Below are 18,296 nucleotides of genomic sequence, written 5' to 3'. Positions count from 1 at the left end.
GCCATGAGCGCGCAGCGCCAACCCCTGTCCGGCCAGCGCTGGCATTTCCAGCACGGCCCGATCGACATCGTCATCGGCGCCGACGGCGAGGCGGGTGCGGTGCAGGCCGCCCACGAGGCGGCGTGGCAGCGTTTCCGCGGCGTGCTCGACGAACTCGTGGCCGAGCTGCCGCTGCTGCGCCAGCCGGTGGGCGAGGAGTGCTCGCTCGCCGGTCCCATCGCCCGGCGCATGTGGCAGGCCTGCCAGCCGTACCGCGCTGGCTTCATCACCCCGATGGCGGCCGTGGCCGGCGCCGTGGCGCAGGAACTCGCCGCCTTCTACCGGCAGCCCGGCATCGCCCGCGCCTGGGTCAACAACGGCGGCGACATCGCGCTGCACCTGGCGCCGGGCGAGGTCCTGCGTGTCGGTCTGTTCGCCGACCTCGGGCGCCTGCAGCGCAGCGGCGGCGCCCTGCACCTCGACGGCGATTTCCGCATCCACGCGGCCCAGCCGGTGCGCGGCATCGCCACCAGCGGCTGGCGCGGCCGCAGCTTCTCGCTCGGCATTGCCGACAGCGTCACCGTGCTGGCGCGCACCGCCGCCCAGGCCGACGCGGCGGCCACCGTCGTCGCCAACGCGGTCGACGTCGACGATCCGCGCATCCGGCGCCGGCCCGCCTGCGAGCTGAAGGACGACACCGACCTGGGCGAGCTGCCCGTCACGGTGGACGTCCCCGCGCTCGGCGAGGCGGCCGTGCGGCGTGCCCTCGCGCGCGGAGCGGCGCGGGCACGCGAGTTGCAGGCGGCAGGCCTGATCGAGTCCGCCGTCCTCGCCTGCCAAGGCTGGTTCGCCACTGCCGACCATCCACCCACCCGCCTGCAGCCGCCCGCCAGCGCGCCTGCCGCCCCTGAACGGCTTCCTGCCTGAAAGCGCCGCCATGACCCGTTCCCTCATCGACATCCGGCGCGTGCTGACGCAGGTGGAGGACATCCACCACGAGTTCGGCCCGGTCCCTGCCCAGCCGCTGCGCCGGGGCGCCATCGCGGCGGTGCTCGCCAATCCGTACGCCGGCCGCTACGAGCCCGACATCCTGCCGCTGATGGACGCCCTGCAGCCGGTGGGCATCGAGATGGCGCAGCGCCTGTGCTCGGCGATGGACGTGCCGCCCGCCGCCATCCAGGGCTACGGCAAGGGCGCCGTCATCGGCGCCGCCGGCGAGCTGGAGCACGGCGCGCTCTGGCATGTGCCGGGGGGCTACGCCATGCGCGAGCTGCTCGGCTGGAAGGCCGACGCCGGGACCGGTGCGAAGGGCCTGGGCCAGCCCGGCAATGCGCTGGCCATCGTGCCGTCGACCAAGAAGGTCGGCGCCCCCGGCACCGCGCTCGACATCCCGCTCACCCACATCAACGCCGCCTACGTGCGCAGCCACTTCGACGCGATGGAGGTGCGGGTGCCCGGCGCGCCGCACGCCGACGAGATCGTCCTCATCCTGGCCATGAGCACCGGGCCGCGCGTGCATGCACGCGTCGGCGGCCTGAAGGCGGCCGACATCAGCCAATGGGACGGGCAGCGCTGAGCGCGGCCGGCCACAGCAGAGGAACCACAGCCATGCCAAGCAAGATCCGCAAGATCGTCGTGCAGGTCGACGAGATCCGCTCCGAGATGGGCCGTGCCATCGACCCGCCTGCGCGCAAGGCGCTGGCCATGGCCGTCATCGACAACCCGTACGCCGGGCGCTACAGCGACAACCTGGACGAGCTGGTCGCCATCGGCGAGGAGCTGGGCGCGCTGCTGGGCCGCCGGTGCGTGCAGGCGCTGGGCATCCAGCCCGGCCAGGCGCACAGCTACGGCAAGGCGGCCATCGTCGGCGAGGCCGGCGAGCTGGAGCATGCCGCCGCCATCCTGCATCCCAAGCTGGGCGCACCGCTGCGCCAGGCGGTGGAGAAGGGCGCCGCGCTGGTGCCCTCGGCCAAGAAGCAGGGCGGCCTGGGCACCGCGATCGATGTCCCGCTGGGCCACAAGGACGCCGCCTTCGTGCGCAGCCATTTCGACGCCATGGAGGCGCGGGTGGCCGACGCCCCGCGCGCCGGCGAGATCGTGGTGGCCGTGGTCGTCACCGACAGCGGGCGGCCGTCGGCACGCGTGGGCGGCCTGCAGGTCCACGAGATCAAGGGCGAGGACGGCCTGCGCTAGGCTCCCACCTGCCACCGAGCACTTCACTTTTTTCCACTTCCATCCCTGGAGCCCGAGATGACATTCACCTGGAACCTGCTGAAGACCGCTGCCGCGGTCCTCGCCACCACGGGGGCGCTGGCGGCGACCACCGTCCACGCCCAGGCGCAGAAGCCGATCAAGATCGGCGAGATCAACAGCTACAAGGCGCAGCCGGCCTTCCTGGAGCCCTACCGCAAGGGCATGGACCTGGCCGTGGAGGAGATCAACGCGGCCGGTGGCATCAACGGCCGCAAGGTGGAGCTGTTCGTGCGCGACGACAACGGCAACCCCGGCGAGGCCGTGCGCGCCGCCGAGGAGCTGCTGGCGCGCGAGCAGGTCGACGTGCTGGCCGGCTCCTTCCTGTCCAACATCGGCCTGGCGCTGACCGACTTCGCCAAGCAGAAGAAGGTGTTCTTCCTGGCCGGCGAGCCGCTCACCGACAAGATCGTCTGGCAGAACGGCAACCGCTACACCTTCCGCCTGCGCACCTCGACCTACATGCAGGCCGCCATGCTGGTGCCCGAGGCGGCCAAGATGAAGAAGAAGCGCTGGGCCATCGTGTACCCGAACTACGAGTACGGCCAGTCGGCGGCCGCCACCTTCAAGGCGCTGCTGAAGGCGGCGCAGCCCGACGTCGAATTCGTCGCCGAGCAGGCCCCGCCGCTGGGCCGGGTCGACGCCGGCAGCGTGGTGCAGGCCCTGGCCGATGCCAAGCCCGACGCCATCTTCAACGTGCTGTTCGCCGCCGACCTGTCGAAGTTCGTGCGCGAGGGCAACACGCGCGGCCTGTTCCATGGCCGCGAGGTGGTCAGCCTGCTGACCGGCGAGCCCGAGTACCTCGACCCGCTGAAGGACGAGACGCCCAACGGCTGGGTGGTCACGGGCTATCCGTGGTACGGCATCCAGACGCCGGAGCACAAGGCGTTCTTCCTGGCCTACCAGGGCAAGTACAAGGATCACCCGCGCCTGGGTTCGGTGGTCGGCTACAGCACCATCAAGTCGCTGGCCGAGGGCATGAAGAAGGCCAGGAGCACCGACACCGAGAAGCTCATCGAAGCCTTCTCCGGCCTGGAAGTCCTGACCCCGTTCGGCAAGGTCACCTACCGCGCCCTCGACCACCAGTCCACCATGGGCGCCTACGTGGGCCGCACCGCCAACCGCAACGGCGCCGGCACCATGGTCGACTACAAGTACCTCGACGGGGCCAAGTACCTGCCGTCCGACGAGGAAGTGAAGAAGATGCGCGCGGCGCCCTGAGCGAGCGCGAACCCGACCCGCCGCACCCGCCCGTCCCGCGTCCATGGACCTGTCCGGTTTCGTCGTCCAGCTGCTCAACGGGCTGGCCGGCGCCTCCTCGCTGTTCCTGGTGGGGGCGGGCCTGTCGCTCATCTTCGGGGTCACGCGCATCGTCAATTTCGCGCATGGCTCCTTCTACATGCTGGGCATCTACGGTGCCTATTCGCTGGTGCAGGCCAGCGGCGGCGGCGCCTGGTTCTGGCCGGCGCTGCTGCTGGCGTCGCTGGCCGTCGGCGCCCTCGGCGCCGTCATCGAGATCACCCTGCTGCGGCGCATCTACCGCGCGCCCGAACTGCTGCAGCTGCTGGCCACTTTCGCGCTGGTGCTGGTCATCAAGGACGCCGCGCTCTGGACCTGGGGCCCCGAGGAACTGCTCGGGCCGCGCGCGCCGGGCCTGGCCGGCTCGATCCAGATCCTCGGGCGGCGCTTCCCGGCCTACGACCTGTTCATGATCGCGGTCGGCCCCCTGGTGCTGGGCGCGCTGTGGCTGGTGCTCACGCGCACCCGCTGGGGCACGCTGGTGCGCGCCGCCACGCAGGACCGCGAGATGGTCAGCGCCCTGGGCGTCAACCAGGCCTGGCTGTTCACCAGCGTGTTCGCGCTGGGCGCCATGCTGGCCGGCCTGGGCGGCGCACTGCAGCTGCCGCGCGAGCCGGCCAACCTCGAGATGGACCTGCTCACCATCGGCTCGGCCTTCGTGGTCGTCGTGGTCGGCGGCATGGGGTCCATCCCCGGCGCGTACGTCTCGGCGCTGTTGATCGCCGAACTCAAGGCCCTGTGCATCTGGCTCGGGCTGGTCGAGGTGGCCGGCATCAGCCTCTCGATGTCCAAGCTCACGCTGGTGGTCGAGTTCCTCGTCATGGCGGTGGTGCTGGTCGTGCGGCCCTGGGGCCTGATGGGGCGGCCGCAGTCGATCAGCCGCCACGTGGGGGAGGCCGAGGCGCCGCTGCGCCCCGGAGGCCGGCCGTTCCAGGTGTCGGCCGCGGTGCTGCTGGCCGGCCTGGTGCTGCTGCCGCTGGCCACGGCGGGCTCGCCCTACGTCACGGTGCTGGCCATCGACCTGCTGATCGCCGCGCTGTTCGCGGCCAGCCTGCACTTCATCATGGGCCCGGCCGGGATGCACTCGTTCGGCCACGCCGCCTACTTCGGGCTCGGCGCCTACGGTGCCGCGTTGCTGGTGCGCAGCATCGGCCTGCCGATGGAAGGCGCGCTGCTGGTCGCCCCGGCGGTGGCGGCGCTGGGCGCGCTGGTGTTCGGCTGGTTCTGCGTGCGCCTGTCGGGCGTCTACCTGGCCATGCTCACGCTGGCCTTCGCGCAGATCACCTGGGCCGTCGTGTTCCAGTGGGACGGCTTCACCGGGGGCAGCAACGGGCTCACCGGCGTCTGGCCCTCGTCCTGGCTGGCCGACCGGCGCAGCTACTACTACCTCACCCTGCTGCTGGTCGCCGGCAGCGTGCTGTGGCTGCGGCGCGCGCTGTTCTCGCCGTTCGGCTACGCCATCCGGGCCGCCCGCGACTCGGCGCTGCGGGCCGACGCCATCGGCATCGACGTGCGGCGCATGCAGTGGGTCGCGTTCGTGCTGGTCGGCCTGTTCGCCGGCCTGGCCGGCGCGCTGTTCGCCTTTTCCAAGGGCAGCATCTCGCCTGACAGCCTGCACGTGGGCAAGTCGGTCGACGCGCTGGTGATGGTGCTGCTGGGCGGCATCCAGACCCTGTCCGGCCCGCTCGTGGGCGCGGTCACGTTCACCTGGCTGCACGACACGGTGGCACGCAACACCGACTACTGGCGCGCCACCCTGGGCGCCGTCATCCTGCTGCTGGTGCTGCTGTTCCCGATGGGCATCGCCGGATTCCTGCGCCAGGTCCAGCAGCGCCGCGGCGCCGGGGTGCGGCCATGAGCCTGCTGCAGGTCAAGGGGCTGGGCAAGTCGTTCGGCGGCGTGCGCGCCGTCGACGGCATCGATTTCGAGCTCGCGGCCGGCGAGCTGCTGGCGCTCATCGGGCCCAATGGCGCCGGCAAGTCGACCACCTTCAACATGGTCAACGGCCAGCTGCGCTGCGACAGCGGCTCCATCCGCCTGGAAGGGCGCGAGCTGGTCGGCCTGAGGCCGCGCGCGATCTGGCGCATGGGCGTGAGCCGCACCTTCCAGATCGCCGAGACCTTCGCCTCGCTCACCGTGGTCGAGAACGTGCAGATGGCGCTGCTGTCGGCCGACCACAAGCTGTATTCGCTCTGGCGCCCGGCCGCCGCGCACCGCCGCGACGACGCCCTGCGGCTGCTGGCGCAGGTCGGCATGGCCGAGCAGGCCGACAGGCCGTGCAGCGTGCTGGCCTACGGCGACGTCAAGCGGGTCGAGCTGGCCATCGCCATGGCCAACGAGCCCAAGCTGCTGCTGATGGACGAGCCTACGGCCGGCATGGCGCCGCGCGAGCGCAACGAACTCATGGCGCTCACCAAGCGGCTGGTGGTCGAGCGCGGGCTGGCGGTGCTGTTCACCGAGCACAGCATGGACGTGGTGTTCGCCTATGCCGACCGCCTGATCGTGCTGGCGCGCGGCCGGCTGATCGCGCAGGGCCGGCCGGCCGAGATCCGCGACCATCCCAAGGTGCAGGAGGTCTACTTCGGCACCGGCAAGACCTTCGAGAAGGTGGCCGCGGCCACCAAGGCGGCGGCGTGATGAGTGCCTCGCATCCCTACGTGAACGTCGGCAACGCGCCGCTGCTGCGCGCGCAGGGCCTGTCGGCCTGGTACGGCGCGGCGCAGATCCTGTTCGACGTCGACCTGGAAGTGCGGCGCGGCGAGGTCGTGGCGCTCATGGGCCGCAACGGCGCCGGCAAGTCCACCACCCTGAAGGCGCTGATGGGCCTGCTGGACCGGCGGCGCGGCACGCTCGACTTCATGGGCCGCGACATCTCGCGCGCGCAGCCACACGACGTGGCGCGCCTGGGCCTGGGCTTCGTGCCCGAGGACCGGCGCATCTTCACCGACCTCACGGTGATGGAGAACCTGGCCGTGGGCCGCCAGCCCGCGCGCACCTGGCCCGAGGGCCAGCCGGCGCCGGCCTGGACGCCGGAGCGGCTGTTCCAGCTGTTCCCCAACCTGGGCGAGATGCGCGAGAGGCCGGGCGGGCGCATGAGCGGGGGGGAGCAGCAGATGCTCACCGTGGCGCGCACGCTGATGGGCAACCCCTACCTGGTCCTGCTCGACGAGCCGTCCGAAGGCGTGGCGCCCGTCATCGTCGAGCAGATGGCCCTGATGATCGTGGAGCTCAAGGCGCAGGGCGTGAGCATCCTGCTGTCCGAGCAGAACATGCATTTCGCCGAACTCGTCTCCGACCGGGCCTACGTGCTCGAGAAGGGCCAGATCCGCTTCCAGGGTCCGATGGCGGACCTGGCGGCCAACGACGAAGTGCGGCGCAACCACCTGAGCGTCTGAAGGCCCAGGGCACCCCACGCCATTCCATCCTTCCCCACCAGGAGCACGCCATGCCAAGCCTCGAACGAAGAACCTTCCTGCGCCACGGCGCACTCGGCCTCGCCGCATCCGCCGTCCCCTTCGGCCCGCTGTTCGCGGCGGGCAAGCCCGACACCGGAGCCAAGGCGGCCCTCATCGTGGTCGACGTGCAGAACTGCTTCGTGCCGGGCGGCACGCTGCCGGTGGGCAAGGGCGACGAGGTCGTGCCCATCATCAACAAGCTGGCCGGGTCGTTCGAGAACATCGTGGTCACGCAGGACTGGCACACGCCCGGCCACGCCTCGTTCGCCAGCAGCCATCCGGGCAAGAAGCCGTTCGAGACCACCAAGCTGTCGTACGGGCAGCAGGTGCTGTGGCCCGACCATTGCGTGCAGGGCACCGACGATGCGGCGCTGCACAAGGACCTGAAGCTGCCCACCGCCCAGCTGATCGTGCGCAAGGGCTACCACAAGGCCATGGACAGCTACTCCGCCTTCGAGGAGGCCGACCACAAGAGCGCCACCGGCCTGGGCGGCTACCTCAAGCAGCGCGGCATCCGCACGGTCTACATCACCGGGCTGGCCACCGATTTCTGCGTGGCCTGGACGGCGATGGATGCACGCAAGCTGGGCTTCGAGACCTATGTCATCGAGGACGCCACCCGCGCGATCGACCTGAACGGGTCGCTGGCGGCGGCCTGGAAGCAGATGACGTCCAAGGGCGTCAAGCGCATCCAGTCGGCCGACGTCCTGGGCTGAGCGAGCAGGCGACGCCGGACCGATGCACCCGGCCACGGTCACCCTCCAGGTCAACGGGCAGGCGCACCGGTTGCCGGTGTCCGGCCAGGCCTCGTTGCTGACCGTGCTGCGCAACGACCTGGGGCTCAACGGCCCCAAGTACGGCTGCGGCCTGGGCGAGTGCGGCTCCTGCACCGTGCTGGTCGACGGCATCGCCGCGCGCGCGTGCGCCATCCCGGCCGGCGGCGTGGCCGGCCGCGCCATCACCACCCTGGAAGGGCTGGGCACCGCCGCGGCGCCGCATCCGGTGCAGCAGGCCTTCATCGACGCCCAGGCGGCCCAGTGCGGCTATTGCCTCAATGGCATGGTCCTGATGACGGTGGCGCTGCTGGCGCGCAACCCCGACCCGAGCGAGGCCGACATCCGGCGCGAGCTGTCCGCCAACCTGTGCCGCTGCGGCTGCCACCTGGAAATCCTCGAGGCGGTGCGGCTGGCCGCGCGGCGGCTGCGGGCATGAGCCGGCGCGCCGACCAGCCGCGCAGCCGGGCGGACTTCCACGCCGCCACCGGCGTGCTGCTGGTCACGCGCGAACCGCCCCCGGCGCTGCCGCCCGTGCCGGGCCAGCCGGCCGTGGTGCCGGGCAACCCGGCCGAGGGGCCCGAGATCCTGCTGGCCGTGTGGGACGACGGCAGCGTCACGGCGCTGCACGGCCACGTCGACCTGGGCACCGGCCTGGCCACGGCGCTGGCCCAGATCGTGGCCGAGGAACTCGACGTCCCGCTGGCCTGCGTCGCCACCGTGCTGGGCACCACCGCCATGGCGCCCAACCAGGGGCCCACCATCGCGAGCGCGTCCCTGCAGGTCCACGGCGCCCCGCTGCGTGCGGCGGCGGCCCAGGCCCGGGTCTGGCTGCTGGTGCGCGCCGCCGGGGAACTGGGCGTCGCACCGTCCGCCCTCAGCCTGCGCAACGGCAGCGTGCGCGTGGTCGAGGAACCCGACCGCAAGCTGGGCTACGGCGCGCTGCTGCACGGGCAGCACGTCGAGTTGCCGCTGGACCCCGCCACGCCCGTCAAGCATCCGGACGACTACCGCATCGTCGGCCACGGCGTGCCGCGCATCGACATCCCGGCCAAGGCCACCGGCGGGCTGGTCTTCGTGCACGACATGCGGGTGCCCGGCATGCTGCACGGGCGGGTGGTGCGGCCACCCTATGCGGGCGCCGACCACGGCGACTTCATCGGCAACACGCTGGAGGCAGTGGACGAAGCCTCCATCGCCCACATCCCGGGGATCCGGGCGGTGGTCGTCATCCGCGACTTCGTCGGCATCGTGGCCGAGCGCGAGGAACACGCCGAGCAGGCCCTGCGCGAGCTGCGGGTGCGCTGGAAGGCCTGGCCCGGGCTGCCGGACCAGGCCGACCTGGCCGGGATGCTGCGTGCCAACCCGGCCACCCAGCGCCGCCTGGTGGAGCAGGGCGACGTCGACGGCGCCATCGCCCGCGCCGCGCACCCGATGCCGCGCACCTACGTCTGGCCCTACCAGATGCATGCCTCCATCGGGCCCTCGTGTGCGCTGGCCGACTGGCAGGGCGAGCGCATGACGGTCTGGGCCGGCTCGCAGAGCCCGCACGTGCTGCGCGCCGACCTGGCCCGGCTGATGGGCATGGCCGACACCGCCATCGACGTCGTGCGCATGGAGGCGGCCGGCTGCTACGGCCGCAACGGCGCCGACGATGTGGCGGCCGACGCGGCCCTGCTGTCGCGCGCGGTGGGTGCGCCGGTGCGGGTGCAGCTCACGCGCGAGCAGGAGCACGCCTGGGAGCCCAAGGGCGCGGCCCAGCTGATGCAGGTGAACGGCGGGCTCGCCGCCGACGGCTCGGTCGCCGCCTACGACTTCCAGACCTCCTACCCGTCCAACGGAGCGCCCACGCTGGCGCTGCTGCTCACGCGCACCATCGAGCCGGTGGCGCAGGCCTTCGAGATGGGCGACCGCACCGCGCGCCCGCCGTACGACTACGAGAACCTGCGCGTGGCCGTCAACGACATGCCGCCGGTGCTGCGCGCTTCCTGGCTGCGCGGCGTCTCGGCGCTGCCGAACTCGTTCGCGCACGAGAGCTACATCGACGAGCTGGCCGCCGCGGCCGGCGCCGATCCGGTCGCCTTCCGCCTGCGCCACCTGAAGGACACACGGGCCGCCGAGCTGCTGCGCGCCACCGCCGACCGCGCCGGCTGGCAGCCGCGCAGCGGGCCGCGGCAGCAGTCCGCCGGCGGCGACCTCGTGAAGGGGCAGGGCGTGGCCTATGCGCGCTACATGCACAGCAAGTGGCCGGGCCATGGCTCGGCCTGGGCGGCCTGGGTGGCCGACGTCGAGGTCGATCGCGCCACCGGCGAAGTGCACGTCAGCCGGGTGGTGGTGGGCCACGACGCCGGCCTGATGATCAATCCCGAAGGGGTGAAGCACCAGCTGCACGGCAACGTGCTGCAGACCACCAGCCGCGCGCTCAAGGAACAGGTGCAGTTGGCGCCCGGGACCAACGTCGTCGCCAGCCAGGAATGGGGCAGCTACCCCATCCTGAGCTTCCGCGACGTGCCGGTGGTCGAGGTGGTCACCATGCCGCGTCCCGGCGAGCCGCCGCTGGGCGCCGGGGAGGCGGCGTCGGTGCCGGGCACGGCCGCCATCGCCAATGCCATCTTCGACGCCACCGGCGTGCGCCTGCGGCAGCCGCCGTTCACGCCGGAGGTGGTGCGGGCTGCGCTGCACGGGCCGCCGGCCGCCGCGGAGCCGGTGCCAGCGCCCGCCGCCCCGCGGGGCGCACCGGCCGATGCGCCCTGGCCGCGCCGCCGGCCGGCCTGGTCGCACGCGCTGGTGCTGGGCGCCGGCGTCCTCGGCACCGTGGCCGCGCTGGCCGGCTGGCGGCCCGCCATCGCGCCGGTGGCGGCCTCGACCTCGGCGGTCTACACCGCCGCCACCATCGAGCGCGGCCGCCTGCTCGCCGCCGCCGGCGATTGCGTGGTCTGCCACACGGCGCCGGGCGGCGTGCCCAACGCCGGCGGGCGCGCCCTGGAGACGCCGTTCGGCGTGGTCCACAGCACCAACCTCACGCCCGACGCGCGCACCGGCATCGGCGCCTGGTCGTTCAGCGCGTTCCAGCGCGCGATGCGCGAGGGCGTCTCGCGCGACGGCCGCCATCTCTACCCGGCCTTTCCGTACACGGCGTTCGCCAGGATGACCGACGACGACCTCGTCGCGCTGTATGCGTACCTGATGGCGCAGCCGGCCGTCGAAGCCGCCACGCCGGCGAACCAGCTGGCGTTCCCCTACGGCGTGCGGCCGTTGCTGGCCGGCTGGAAGGGCTTGTTCCACGACGCCACGCCGTTCCAGCCGCAGCCGCAACGGCCGGCCGAGTGGAACCGCGGCGCCTACCTGGTCAACGGTGTCGGCCATTGCGGCGCCTGCCACACGGCCCGCAACGCGCTGGGCGCTGAACGGGGCGGCGCGTCCTACCTGGGGGGCGCCATGGTCGAGGGCTGGGAGGCGCCGGCGCTCACGGGCCTGTCGCGCTCGCCGGTCCCCTGGTCCGCCGACGAGCTGTACCGCTACCTGCGCCACGGCCACACGCAGCACCACGGCATCGCGGCCGGCCCGATGGCGCCCGTGGTGCAGCAGCTGGCGGTGCTGCCCGACGACGACGTCCGTGCGATGGCCACCTACCTGGCCAGCTTCCAGGCGCCGGTGGCCGACGAGGCGGGCCTCGCGCGGTCGGTGGTGGCCGCCGCCGCCGCGCGCCAGCCGGCCCTGCTGGGCACCGGCCAGCGCCTGTTCGAGGGCGCGTGCAGCGCCTGCCACCACGACGGGGACGGGCCGCGCCTGCTGGGCGTCAACCTGCCGCTGGCCCTGAACACCAGCCTGCACGCCGCGCGCCCCGACAACCTGGTGCGTGTCATCCTGGACGGCATCCGCGAGCCGGCCGGCCGCGACCTGGGGTTCATGCCGGCCTTCCGCCACGCGCTCAGCGACGAGCAGGTCGCCGACCTGGCCGGCTACATGCGGGGACGCTTCGCTCCCGGCCAGCCGCCCTGGGCCGACCTTCCGGCCGCCATCGCGCGCCTGCGCGCCGCGCCGTCGACGCCCTAGCGGGAGGGCGCCGGTCCGCGGCGTGCCGATCAGGACAGGTTGGCCGGGGCGCGTTCGCGCACGTTCAGCAGCACCGCGATCGAGGCGGCCAGGGCGCAGAACCCCACCAGTTCCGACATCCAGGCCGGGTCGGCCTGCACTGCGGCTGCGTCGAACACCTCGTCCGGGACCGAGTCGTGCGCATGGAGTTCGGCGGCGAAGCGGATGCAGCGCGCGAGTTCGGGCGTGGCACCGCCGAGCGCGTCGAACCGCCCGGCCCGGATGGCCGCGACGGTGTCGGCACCGACGCCCGCCGCCAGCGCCTTCTTCTCGTGGTTGCGCCACTGGTGGGCGCAGCGGTAGGCACGGGCCGTGACCAGGTAGATCGCCTCCTGCACGTCGGTCGTGAGGCGGCCCTGCCAGGCCAGGGCCGAGAACTGCTCGAAGGCTTCGGCCAGGTCGGGACGGGCCAGCAGCGACAGGTAGGGCACCGGGACGGCGCCGCGGCGCGCCTGGATGCGCTCGTAGGCGGCCAGCTGCTGCGCATCCAGCCGGTCCTTGCCGGCCGGGAATCGGTCGTCGCCGCTCATTCGCCCGGCTTGATGTTGCCGGCCCGGATCACGGCCGTCCATTTCGCGATCTCCGCCTCGATGCGGGCACGGAACTCCTCGGGCGAGCTGCCGACCGGCGTGAAGCCGAGCTCGGACAGGCGGGCCTGGGCCGTGCCACTGCGGGCGGCCTGCGCCGCCGCGGCCAGCTTCTCCAGCACCGGCTGGGGTGTCTTCGCCGGGGCGACCAGGCCGAACAGGGGCGAGGCGTCGACGGCCGGCAGGCCTGCTTCCTTCATCGTGGGCACCTGCGGCAGCTGCCCGGCGCGCGTCGCGCTGGTCACCGCGAGGGCACGGACCGACCCGGCGCGGATGTGCTGCAGCATCGTCGGCACGGTGGTGAAGCCGAACTGGATGTGCCCGGCCAGCAGGTCGTTCAGCACCGTGGCGCCGCCGCGGTAGGGCGCGTGGATGATGTCGATGCCGGCGGCCTGGCGCAGCTGCTCGCCGGCCAGGTGGGGCGCGCTGCCGGCGCCCGCCGATCCGTAGACCAGCTTGCCGGGCTGTGCCTTGGCCAGTGCGACGAGCTCGGCCACGGTCTTGGCAGCGACCGAGGGGTGCACCACCAGCACCAGCGGCGCGGTGGCCATCAGCGAGACGGGGGCGAAGTCCTGCCGCGTGTCGTAGGGCAGGGCGCTGCCGAACAGGCCGGGATTGATGACGAAGGCGGTGTCGATGAAGCCGAGCGTCAGCCCGTCCGGCGCCGCAGTGGCCACCGCCTTGGTCCCGATCTGGGTCGCGCCGCCGCCGCGGTTGTCGACGATGTACCTGGTGCCGGTGGCCGTCCCGAGCAGGTCGGCCATCAGCCGGCCCAGCGTGTCGGTGGCCGCGCCCGGTGCGTAGGGGACGATGACCTTGCCGGTGCCAGACTGCGCCCCGGCGGTGAGCGGGAAGGCCGCAGCCGCGCACGCCGCGGCGCCGAGGCGAAGGAGGGACCGGCGCGAGCAGCGCACGTGGGATCTGGAATGCATGGTGTCTCCGGGAGGGGGCGCTGGGGAATCAGGATACGAAGGGGCCGGCCAGCAGGTCCGGCTCGGGGTCGGCGCCGAGGCCGGGCTGGTCATTGAGATGGAAGGCGCCGCCCTCGAACGGCACGCTGTGCGCGTAGGGCACGTGGCCCAGCCCGCAGAACAGGCGCTCCACCGCGACCTCCTGCTCCTGGGCGGCGAGCACGTGCAAGGTGGCGAGGAAGCCGGGGCCGAAGAAGGCCGATTGCGGCGAGTGGCGCACGGGCGTTCCGGCGCAGGCATCGGACACCGCCTTCAGCGTGGTCAGCCCGCCGGACTTCAGGGCGCTGGGCTGCACGTGGTCGGCCGAACGGGAGCGCACCAGGTCCAGCAGCTCGAACAGGCTGCTGGCGTTCTCGCCGACGGCGGTGGGCACGCCGGTGGCCTCGCGCACGGCCCGCAGCGAGGGCACGTCCTCGGGCGGCCAGACGGGCTCCTCGACCCAGTGCAGGTCGTGCTCGCGCATGGCCGTCACGGCAGCGATCGCTCCCTGGCGATCCCAGGCGCAGTTGGTGTCCAGCATCAGCGGCACGCCGGGGCCCATGGCCGCGCGGGCGGCGCGCACGCTGTCCAGCGTCTTCTCGTGCAGCTTGATCTGGCCGTAGCCCGCCGCCAGTGACTGCTCGACGTTGCGCGCCACGAGCGCGGTGTCGCCGTAGTACTGCAGCAGCGAGGCGTAGGCCGGGATGCGGGTGCGCCGGGCACCGCCCAGCAGCCGGTACACCGGCACGCCGGCCAGCTTGCCGCGCAGGTCCCACAGGGCGATGTCGAGCCCGCTCAGGGCGTGGGTCACGGGCCCGGACCGGCCCATGTTGTGCAGCGTCCGGTCCAGCGTGGCCGTGAGCGCCGGGTCCAGCGCGTCGCGGCCGGCCGCGAGCGGCGCCACGCGGTTGCGGAAGATGGACGACATGGCGTCCAGGTCGGCGCCGTAGGACTCGCCCCAGCCGACCAGGCCGTTGGCCAGTTCGACCCGGATCCAGGCGCTGTCGAGGGTGGTGCGCGGCTTGCCGGCAAAGAGCGGCGCCGGGCCGCCATGGTCGAAGGGCAGGCGCACCTGCAGGCAGGCCACGGAGGCGATTGCGGTGGAAGTGGTCATGTTGGGTAGCGCTACCAAACCGCGATCATAGCCCGTCGCCAACGCTGGGCCAGCAGCGTCAGGCCGTGTCGCGCGTGACGATGGAGAAGCCGACGTCGACCGTGGTCGCGGCGACCGGCCGGCCCTCGGCCCGCTCGACGATGAAGCGCGCCGCGGTGGCGCCGATCGCGGCGCTGTCGATGCGCACCGTGGTCAGGGCCGGCAGCACGTCGGCGGCGAAGGACAGGTCGCCGAAGCCCACCACGGCGAGTTGCTCGGGGATGCGGATCCCGCGTGCCTGGGCCTCGGTCACCACGCCGAGCGCCAGCAGGTCGGAGCTGCAGAACACCGCGTCGGTCTTCGGCTGGCGCGCCAGGATGCGGGCCAGCGCGTCGCGTCCGCTGCGGACGTCGGCCGGTGCCGGCACCGATTCGACGGCCACGGCGTCGGCGTGGCCACGGGCGGTCCGGCGCTTGTCCAGCGCCGCCGACACGAAGCTGCGGGCGCGCCGCTGCGCGCGCGCATGTTCACCGCCCACGAAGGCCAGCTGTCGGCGGCCGTCGGCGATCAGGTGGGTGGCCACGGCGCCCGCGATCTGCTCGTGCGAGAACCCCACCAGCATGTCCACGGGCTCGGCCACCATGTCCCAGGTTTCCACCACCGGCAGGCCGGCGGACTGCAGGCGTTGCCGGCCCTGGGCCGACGGCACGACCCCGGCCAGCACGAGACCGTCCGGCCGCTGGCCCAGCACCGCGTTGAGCAGGTCGTCGGGCAGGACGCCGTAGCCGCTCTGGGCGAGGATCAGCTGGTAGCCAGCGCTGCCGAGCGCGGCGATCAGGGCCTGGATCAGGTCCTGGAACACCGGTCCGGCGACGTTGGGCACCAGCGCGGCCACCAGCCGGCTGCGGCGCGAGGCCAGCGCGCCGGCCAGGCTGTTGCGGACGTAGCCGGTGCGCGCCACCGCTTCCTGCACGCGCTGCAGGATGTCCTGCGACACCCGGGCCGGCGTGTTGAGCGCGCGCGAGGCACTCATCGGCGACACGCCGGCCAGCCGGGCGACGTCCTGCAGCGTGACGCCGCCCTCGGCGCGTGCGCGAGGCCGCGGCCGGGGGGCGGCGGCGGGAGCGGGTGGGGTCTTCTTCATGGTCGCCGGGCGGTCGCGCGGACGCTACCACAGCGACTGCGTCACCGGCCCAGCAACTGCTCGAACACCTCGTCGCCCCCCATCTGCCCGCCCTTGAGCATCAGCTCGATGCCATCCAGCGCGGGTGCGTCGGCGTGGGTGCGGCTGATGGCGACGCCGGCACCCAGGCTGCCGCGGTACGACAGCCCCCAGAGGCCGAGCGCCTGGGTCGCCAGGCTGGAGGTGTCGCCGCCGGCGATGCCCACCCGGCGCAGCGGTGCACCGGCGGCGGCTTGCTGGTCGAGCAGGCGGCGCACGAAGCGCGCGCTGGCCGCGGCCAGTGCGGCCGCCTGCGTGGTGTCGGCGCCGGCGGCGTCGGCCGGCGCCGTATAGGCCAGGACGTGCCGGCCGGCGGCGAGGGCCTGGCGGATGCGCACCCCGGCTGTTTCGCTGGCGCCGGCGTCGAGGAGATCGGCGGCCGCGAGGGCGATGCGCTCGTAGGACGTCGCGGCTCGCACCTGGCGCGCCGTCACCGGCGACAGGCTGCCGGCGAAGACCAGCACCGGTCCGCTGGCCGCAGCCAGGGGGGCGGTGGCGGCCGGCGCGGCGGCCAGCGTGCCGCACTGCTGCCAGTGCGCGGCCAGCGCCTGGGCGACGCTGCTGGCACCCACGGCCAGCAGGCGGCCGGCCTGCGCCTGCTGCCACAGGAGGCGGCCGACGGGCGCGAGGTGGCCGGGGTCGGCAACGTCCAGCACGACGGCCTGTGCGCCCGCGGCGACGTGCGCGGCGAAGGCGGCATCCTGCGCGGCGTCGGGCAGGGCGTAGGCCGGGTAGTGCAGCGCCGCGATCGGCTCCAGCCCCTGCGCCGCGAGGTGCCGGCGCAGGTCGGCCTCGTCCATCGGCGTGGTCGGGTGCTGGCGCATCGTGGGATGCCGGTCGAGCCGCTCGACCGCGCCGCCGCGGCCGGCCGCCGCGAACAGGTTGGAGAAGGCGCAGTAGCGGCCCAGGCTGGGCTGGCCGCCGACGACCGGCACCACGGCCTGGTCGACGTGCGGCCGCAGTGTGCGGAGGGCGCCGCCGATGCTGCCGATGCCCGGCGCGCTGTCGAAGGTGGAGCAGACCTTGTAGTGCAGCACAGGTGGCGCCAGGCGGGCGAAGAAGGCGCCCACCGGTTCCAGCTCGCGCGCCATCGCCGCGGGCGCCATGGAGCGGGCGGCGCCGGCGATGCCCACCGCGTCGAGCGGGCCGCCGAGCGCGGCGGCGGCCCGCGCCAGCTGCGGCTCGGCGGGCACGCCCAGGAACAGCATCGCACGCAGGCCGGCCTGCGTGAGCACGGCCAGCGTGTCGGTGGCGCCGGTGAAGTCGTCGCCGTACCAGCCCAGCCGGAGTGCCGTCTCCGTCGGGTTCATCCGGCCTTCTTGCCGAAGAAGTCGAGCGCGTGGCGCAGGTCGGGCGAGCGCGCGGCGCGGTCGGACAGCGACTCGCCGTGCTGCACCGCGTCCCAGGCCTGCTGGATGCTGGCGACGCCGGCGGCCGCGCCGTCCGGGTGGCCCAGGATGCCGCCGCCGGCCATGAACAGCAGGTCGTCGGTGCGCACCGCGTCCCAGGTCGCGGGCACGGTGCCGGCCCACTGGCCGTTGGAGAAGGCGGGCAGCACGCGGTCGTCCAGGCCCTCGGCCAGCGGCGCCAGGCAGTCGTGGGCCGACTCGATGACCTCGTCGTCGGTCTGCGAGAACTTGCCCTGCAGGCCGTGCACGTGCATGTGGTCGACGCCGGCCAGCCGCCACAGCGCCTGGTAGGCCTGGAACGAGAAGCCGAGCAGCGGGTGGCGCGAGAGGGCGCCGTAGCCGTTGCGATGCGCGTGGATGGCCAGTGGCGTGTGGCGCCGCAGCGTCTGGACCGCCGAGTAGCCGCACCAGTTGAGGCTGACCATGACGCAGCTGCCGCCCTCGCGCTGCACCAGGTCGGCGTGGCGGCGCATGGCGTCGGTCTCGTCGCTGATGTTGAACGCCACCATGACCTTCTTGCCGGTGCGCTGCTCGTGGTCGCGCACCCGCCGCATCACGGCCCGGATGCGCTGCTCCAGCGGCGCATGGTCGGGGTCGCCGCAGCATTCGTCGTCCTTGACGAAGTCGACGCCGGCCGCGCACAGGCGCCCGACCAGCTCGCCGGTCTCCTCGGCCGACAGGCCGACATTGGGCTTGATGATGGTGCCGATGAGGGGCCGGCCGTGCACGCCCGTGAGTGCCCGGGTGCCGGCGATGCCCTGGGCCGGGCGGTCGAAGCGCGCCCGGTAGGCCGCCGGCAGCTTCAGCGCTTCCAGGCGCAGGCCGGTGACCTCGCCCAGGTCGTACAGGTTGCCCGACACCGTGGCCGCCAGCGTCGGCAGGTTGGCGCCGACGTTGGCCACCGGGAAACTCACGCGCAGGCGCGCGCGCTGCCAGCGCTGGGGCTTGTCGTACAGGCCGCGCCGCTGCATCCAGCCGTTGGGCAGCGACGGGCGCTCGGCGACGTCCAGCAGCTCGACCGACTCGACGACGGCACGCGCCCGCTCGCGCAGGGCATCGGTCTCGCCGTCGACGCGGGTGAAGGTGCCGCACGACTGTTCGCCGGCCAGGACCTCCGCCACGTGCGCGGGATCCAGCGGGGTTTCGATGAGGTAGGTGGCCTCGAAGCGGTCGGCGGCCATCGG

Annotated in this window: 16 protein-coding genes; 10 read left to right on the top strand and 6 right to left on the bottom strand. The window is 73.3% G+C overall.

All coding sequences use genetic code 11. The features are described 5' to 3' along the window. Positions 1-3: 3 nt before the first annotated feature. From GON04_RS17915 to GON04_RS17870, 10 genes are read left to right on the top strand one after another with little or no spacing between them, the layout of a single operon-like run. Positions 4-906: a UPF0280 family protein gene (locus tag GON04_RS17915; RefSeq protein ID WP_157399389.1), complete on the top strand. Its 903-nt coding sequence runs from the start codon at positions 4-6 to the stop codon at positions 904-906. Positions 907-916: 10 nt separating this feature from the next. Next, on the top strand, positions 917-1,555 hold the full coding sequence (locus tag GON04_RS17910) for an amino acid synthesis family protein (RefSeq protein ID WP_157399388.1): 639 nt from the start codon (positions 917-919) through the stop codon (positions 1,553-1,555). Positions 1,556-1,587: 32 nt separating this feature from the next. Next, entirely contained in the window at positions 1,588-2,172 is a 585-nt protein-coding gene (locus GON04_RS17905) for an amino acid synthesis family protein (RefSeq protein ID WP_157399387.1), read from the top strand. Positions 2,173-2,229: 57 nt separating this feature from the next. Beyond that, entirely contained in the window at positions 2,230-3,450 is a 1,221-nt protein-coding gene (locus GON04_RS17900; protein ID WP_157399386.1) for an ABC transporter substrate-binding protein, read from the top strand. 43 nt (positions 3,451-3,493) lie between these two features. Next, a complete protein-coding gene (locus GON04_RS17895) occupies positions 3,494-5,386 on the top strand; it encodes an ABC transporter permease (protein WP_157399385.1) in 1,893 nt (630 codons plus the stop codon). Beyond that, positions 5,383-6,165, top strand: coding sequence for an ABC transporter ATP-binding protein (locus tag GON04_RS17890; RefSeq protein ID WP_157399384.1), 783 nt, complete (start codon positions 5,383-5,385; stop codon positions 6,163-6,165). The genes GON04_RS17895 and GON04_RS17890 overlap by 4 nt, the downstream gene beginning before the upstream one ends. Beyond that, a complete protein-coding gene (locus GON04_RS17885; protein WP_157399383.1) occupies positions 6,165-6,923 on the top strand; it encodes an ABC transporter ATP-binding protein in 759 nt (252 codons plus the stop codon). The genes GON04_RS17890 and GON04_RS17885 overlap by 1 nt, the downstream gene beginning before the upstream one ends. Positions 6,924-6,973: 50 nt before the next feature. Next, positions 6,974-7,699, top strand: a complete 726-nt coding sequence (gene pncA / locus GON04_RS17880; protein WP_157399382.1) for a bifunctional nicotinamidase/pyrazinamidase — start codon at positions 6,974-6,976, stop codon at positions 7,697-7,699. Between the two features lie 22 nt (positions 7,700-7,721). Then, a complete protein-coding gene (locus GON04_RS17875; protein WP_157399381.1) occupies positions 7,722-8,195 on the top strand; it encodes a (2Fe-2S)-binding protein in 474 nt (157 codons plus the stop codon). After that, a complete protein-coding gene (locus tag GON04_RS17870; RefSeq protein WP_157399380.1) occupies positions 8,192-11,812 on the top strand; it encodes a molybdopterin cofactor-binding domain-containing protein in 3,621 nt (1,206 codons plus the stop codon). The genes GON04_RS17875 and GON04_RS17870 overlap by 4 nt, the downstream gene beginning before the upstream one ends. Positions 11,813-11,841: 29 nt before the next feature. On the opposite strand, the gene GON04_RS17865 is transcribed toward GON04_RS17870, so the two are convergent. Genes GON04_RS17865 through GON04_RS17840 form a run of 6 tightly spaced genes read right to left on the bottom strand, consistent with a single transcriptional unit; the run spans position 11,842 to position 18,293 of the window. Beyond that, positions 11,842-12,381 carry a carboxymuconolactone decarboxylase family protein gene (locus GON04_RS17865; RefSeq protein WP_181653641.1) on the bottom strand — a complete coding sequence of 180 codons (540 nt, stop codon included), beginning with the start codon at positions 12,379-12,381 and terminating at the stop codon, positions 11,842-11,844. Next, positions 12,378-13,370 carry a tripartite tricarboxylate transporter substrate binding protein gene (locus GON04_RS17860; RefSeq protein WP_157399378.1) on the bottom strand — a complete coding sequence of 331 codons (993 nt, stop codon included), beginning with the start codon at positions 13,368-13,370 and terminating at the stop codon, positions 12,378-12,380. The genes GON04_RS17865 and GON04_RS17860 overlap by 4 nt, the downstream gene beginning before the upstream one ends. Before the next feature lie 28 nt (positions 13,371-13,398). Beyond that, positions 13,399-14,502 carry a mandelate racemase/muconate lactonizing enzyme family protein gene (locus GON04_RS17855; RefSeq protein WP_157399377.1) on the bottom strand — a complete coding sequence of 368 codons (1,104 nt, stop codon included), beginning with the start codon at positions 14,500-14,502 and terminating at the stop codon, positions 13,399-13,401. A gap of 58 nt (positions 14,503-14,560) precedes the next feature. Continuing rightward, on the bottom strand, positions 14,561-15,625 hold the full coding sequence (locus tag GON04_RS17850; protein ID WP_157399376.1) for a LacI family DNA-binding transcriptional regulator: 1,065 nt from the start codon (positions 15,623-15,625) through the stop codon (positions 14,561-14,563). 41 nt (positions 15,626-15,666) lie between these two features. Beyond that, a complete protein-coding gene (locus tag GON04_RS17845) occupies positions 15,667-17,013 on the bottom strand; it encodes a four-carbon acid sugar kinase family protein (RefSeq protein WP_157399375.1) in 1,347 nt (448 codons plus the stop codon). After that, positions 17,010-18,293 (bottom strand): ribulose-bisphosphate carboxylase large subunit family protein, encoded by a 1,284-nt coding sequence (locus GON04_RS17840; RefSeq protein WP_157399374.1) that lies wholly within the window; start codon positions 18,291-18,293, stop codon positions 17,010-17,012. Before GON04_RS17840 ends, GON04_RS17845 begins: the two co-directional genes overlap by 4 nt. Positions 18,294-18,296 lie beyond the last annotated feature (3 nt).

This window comes from Ramlibacter pinisoli, assembly GCF_009758015.1.
Lineage (GTDB): Bacteria > Pseudomonadota > Gammaproteobacteria > Burkholderiales > Burkholderiaceae_C > Ramlibacter > Ramlibacter pinisoli.
This window is presented reverse-complemented; position numbering and strand designations above follow the sequence as displayed.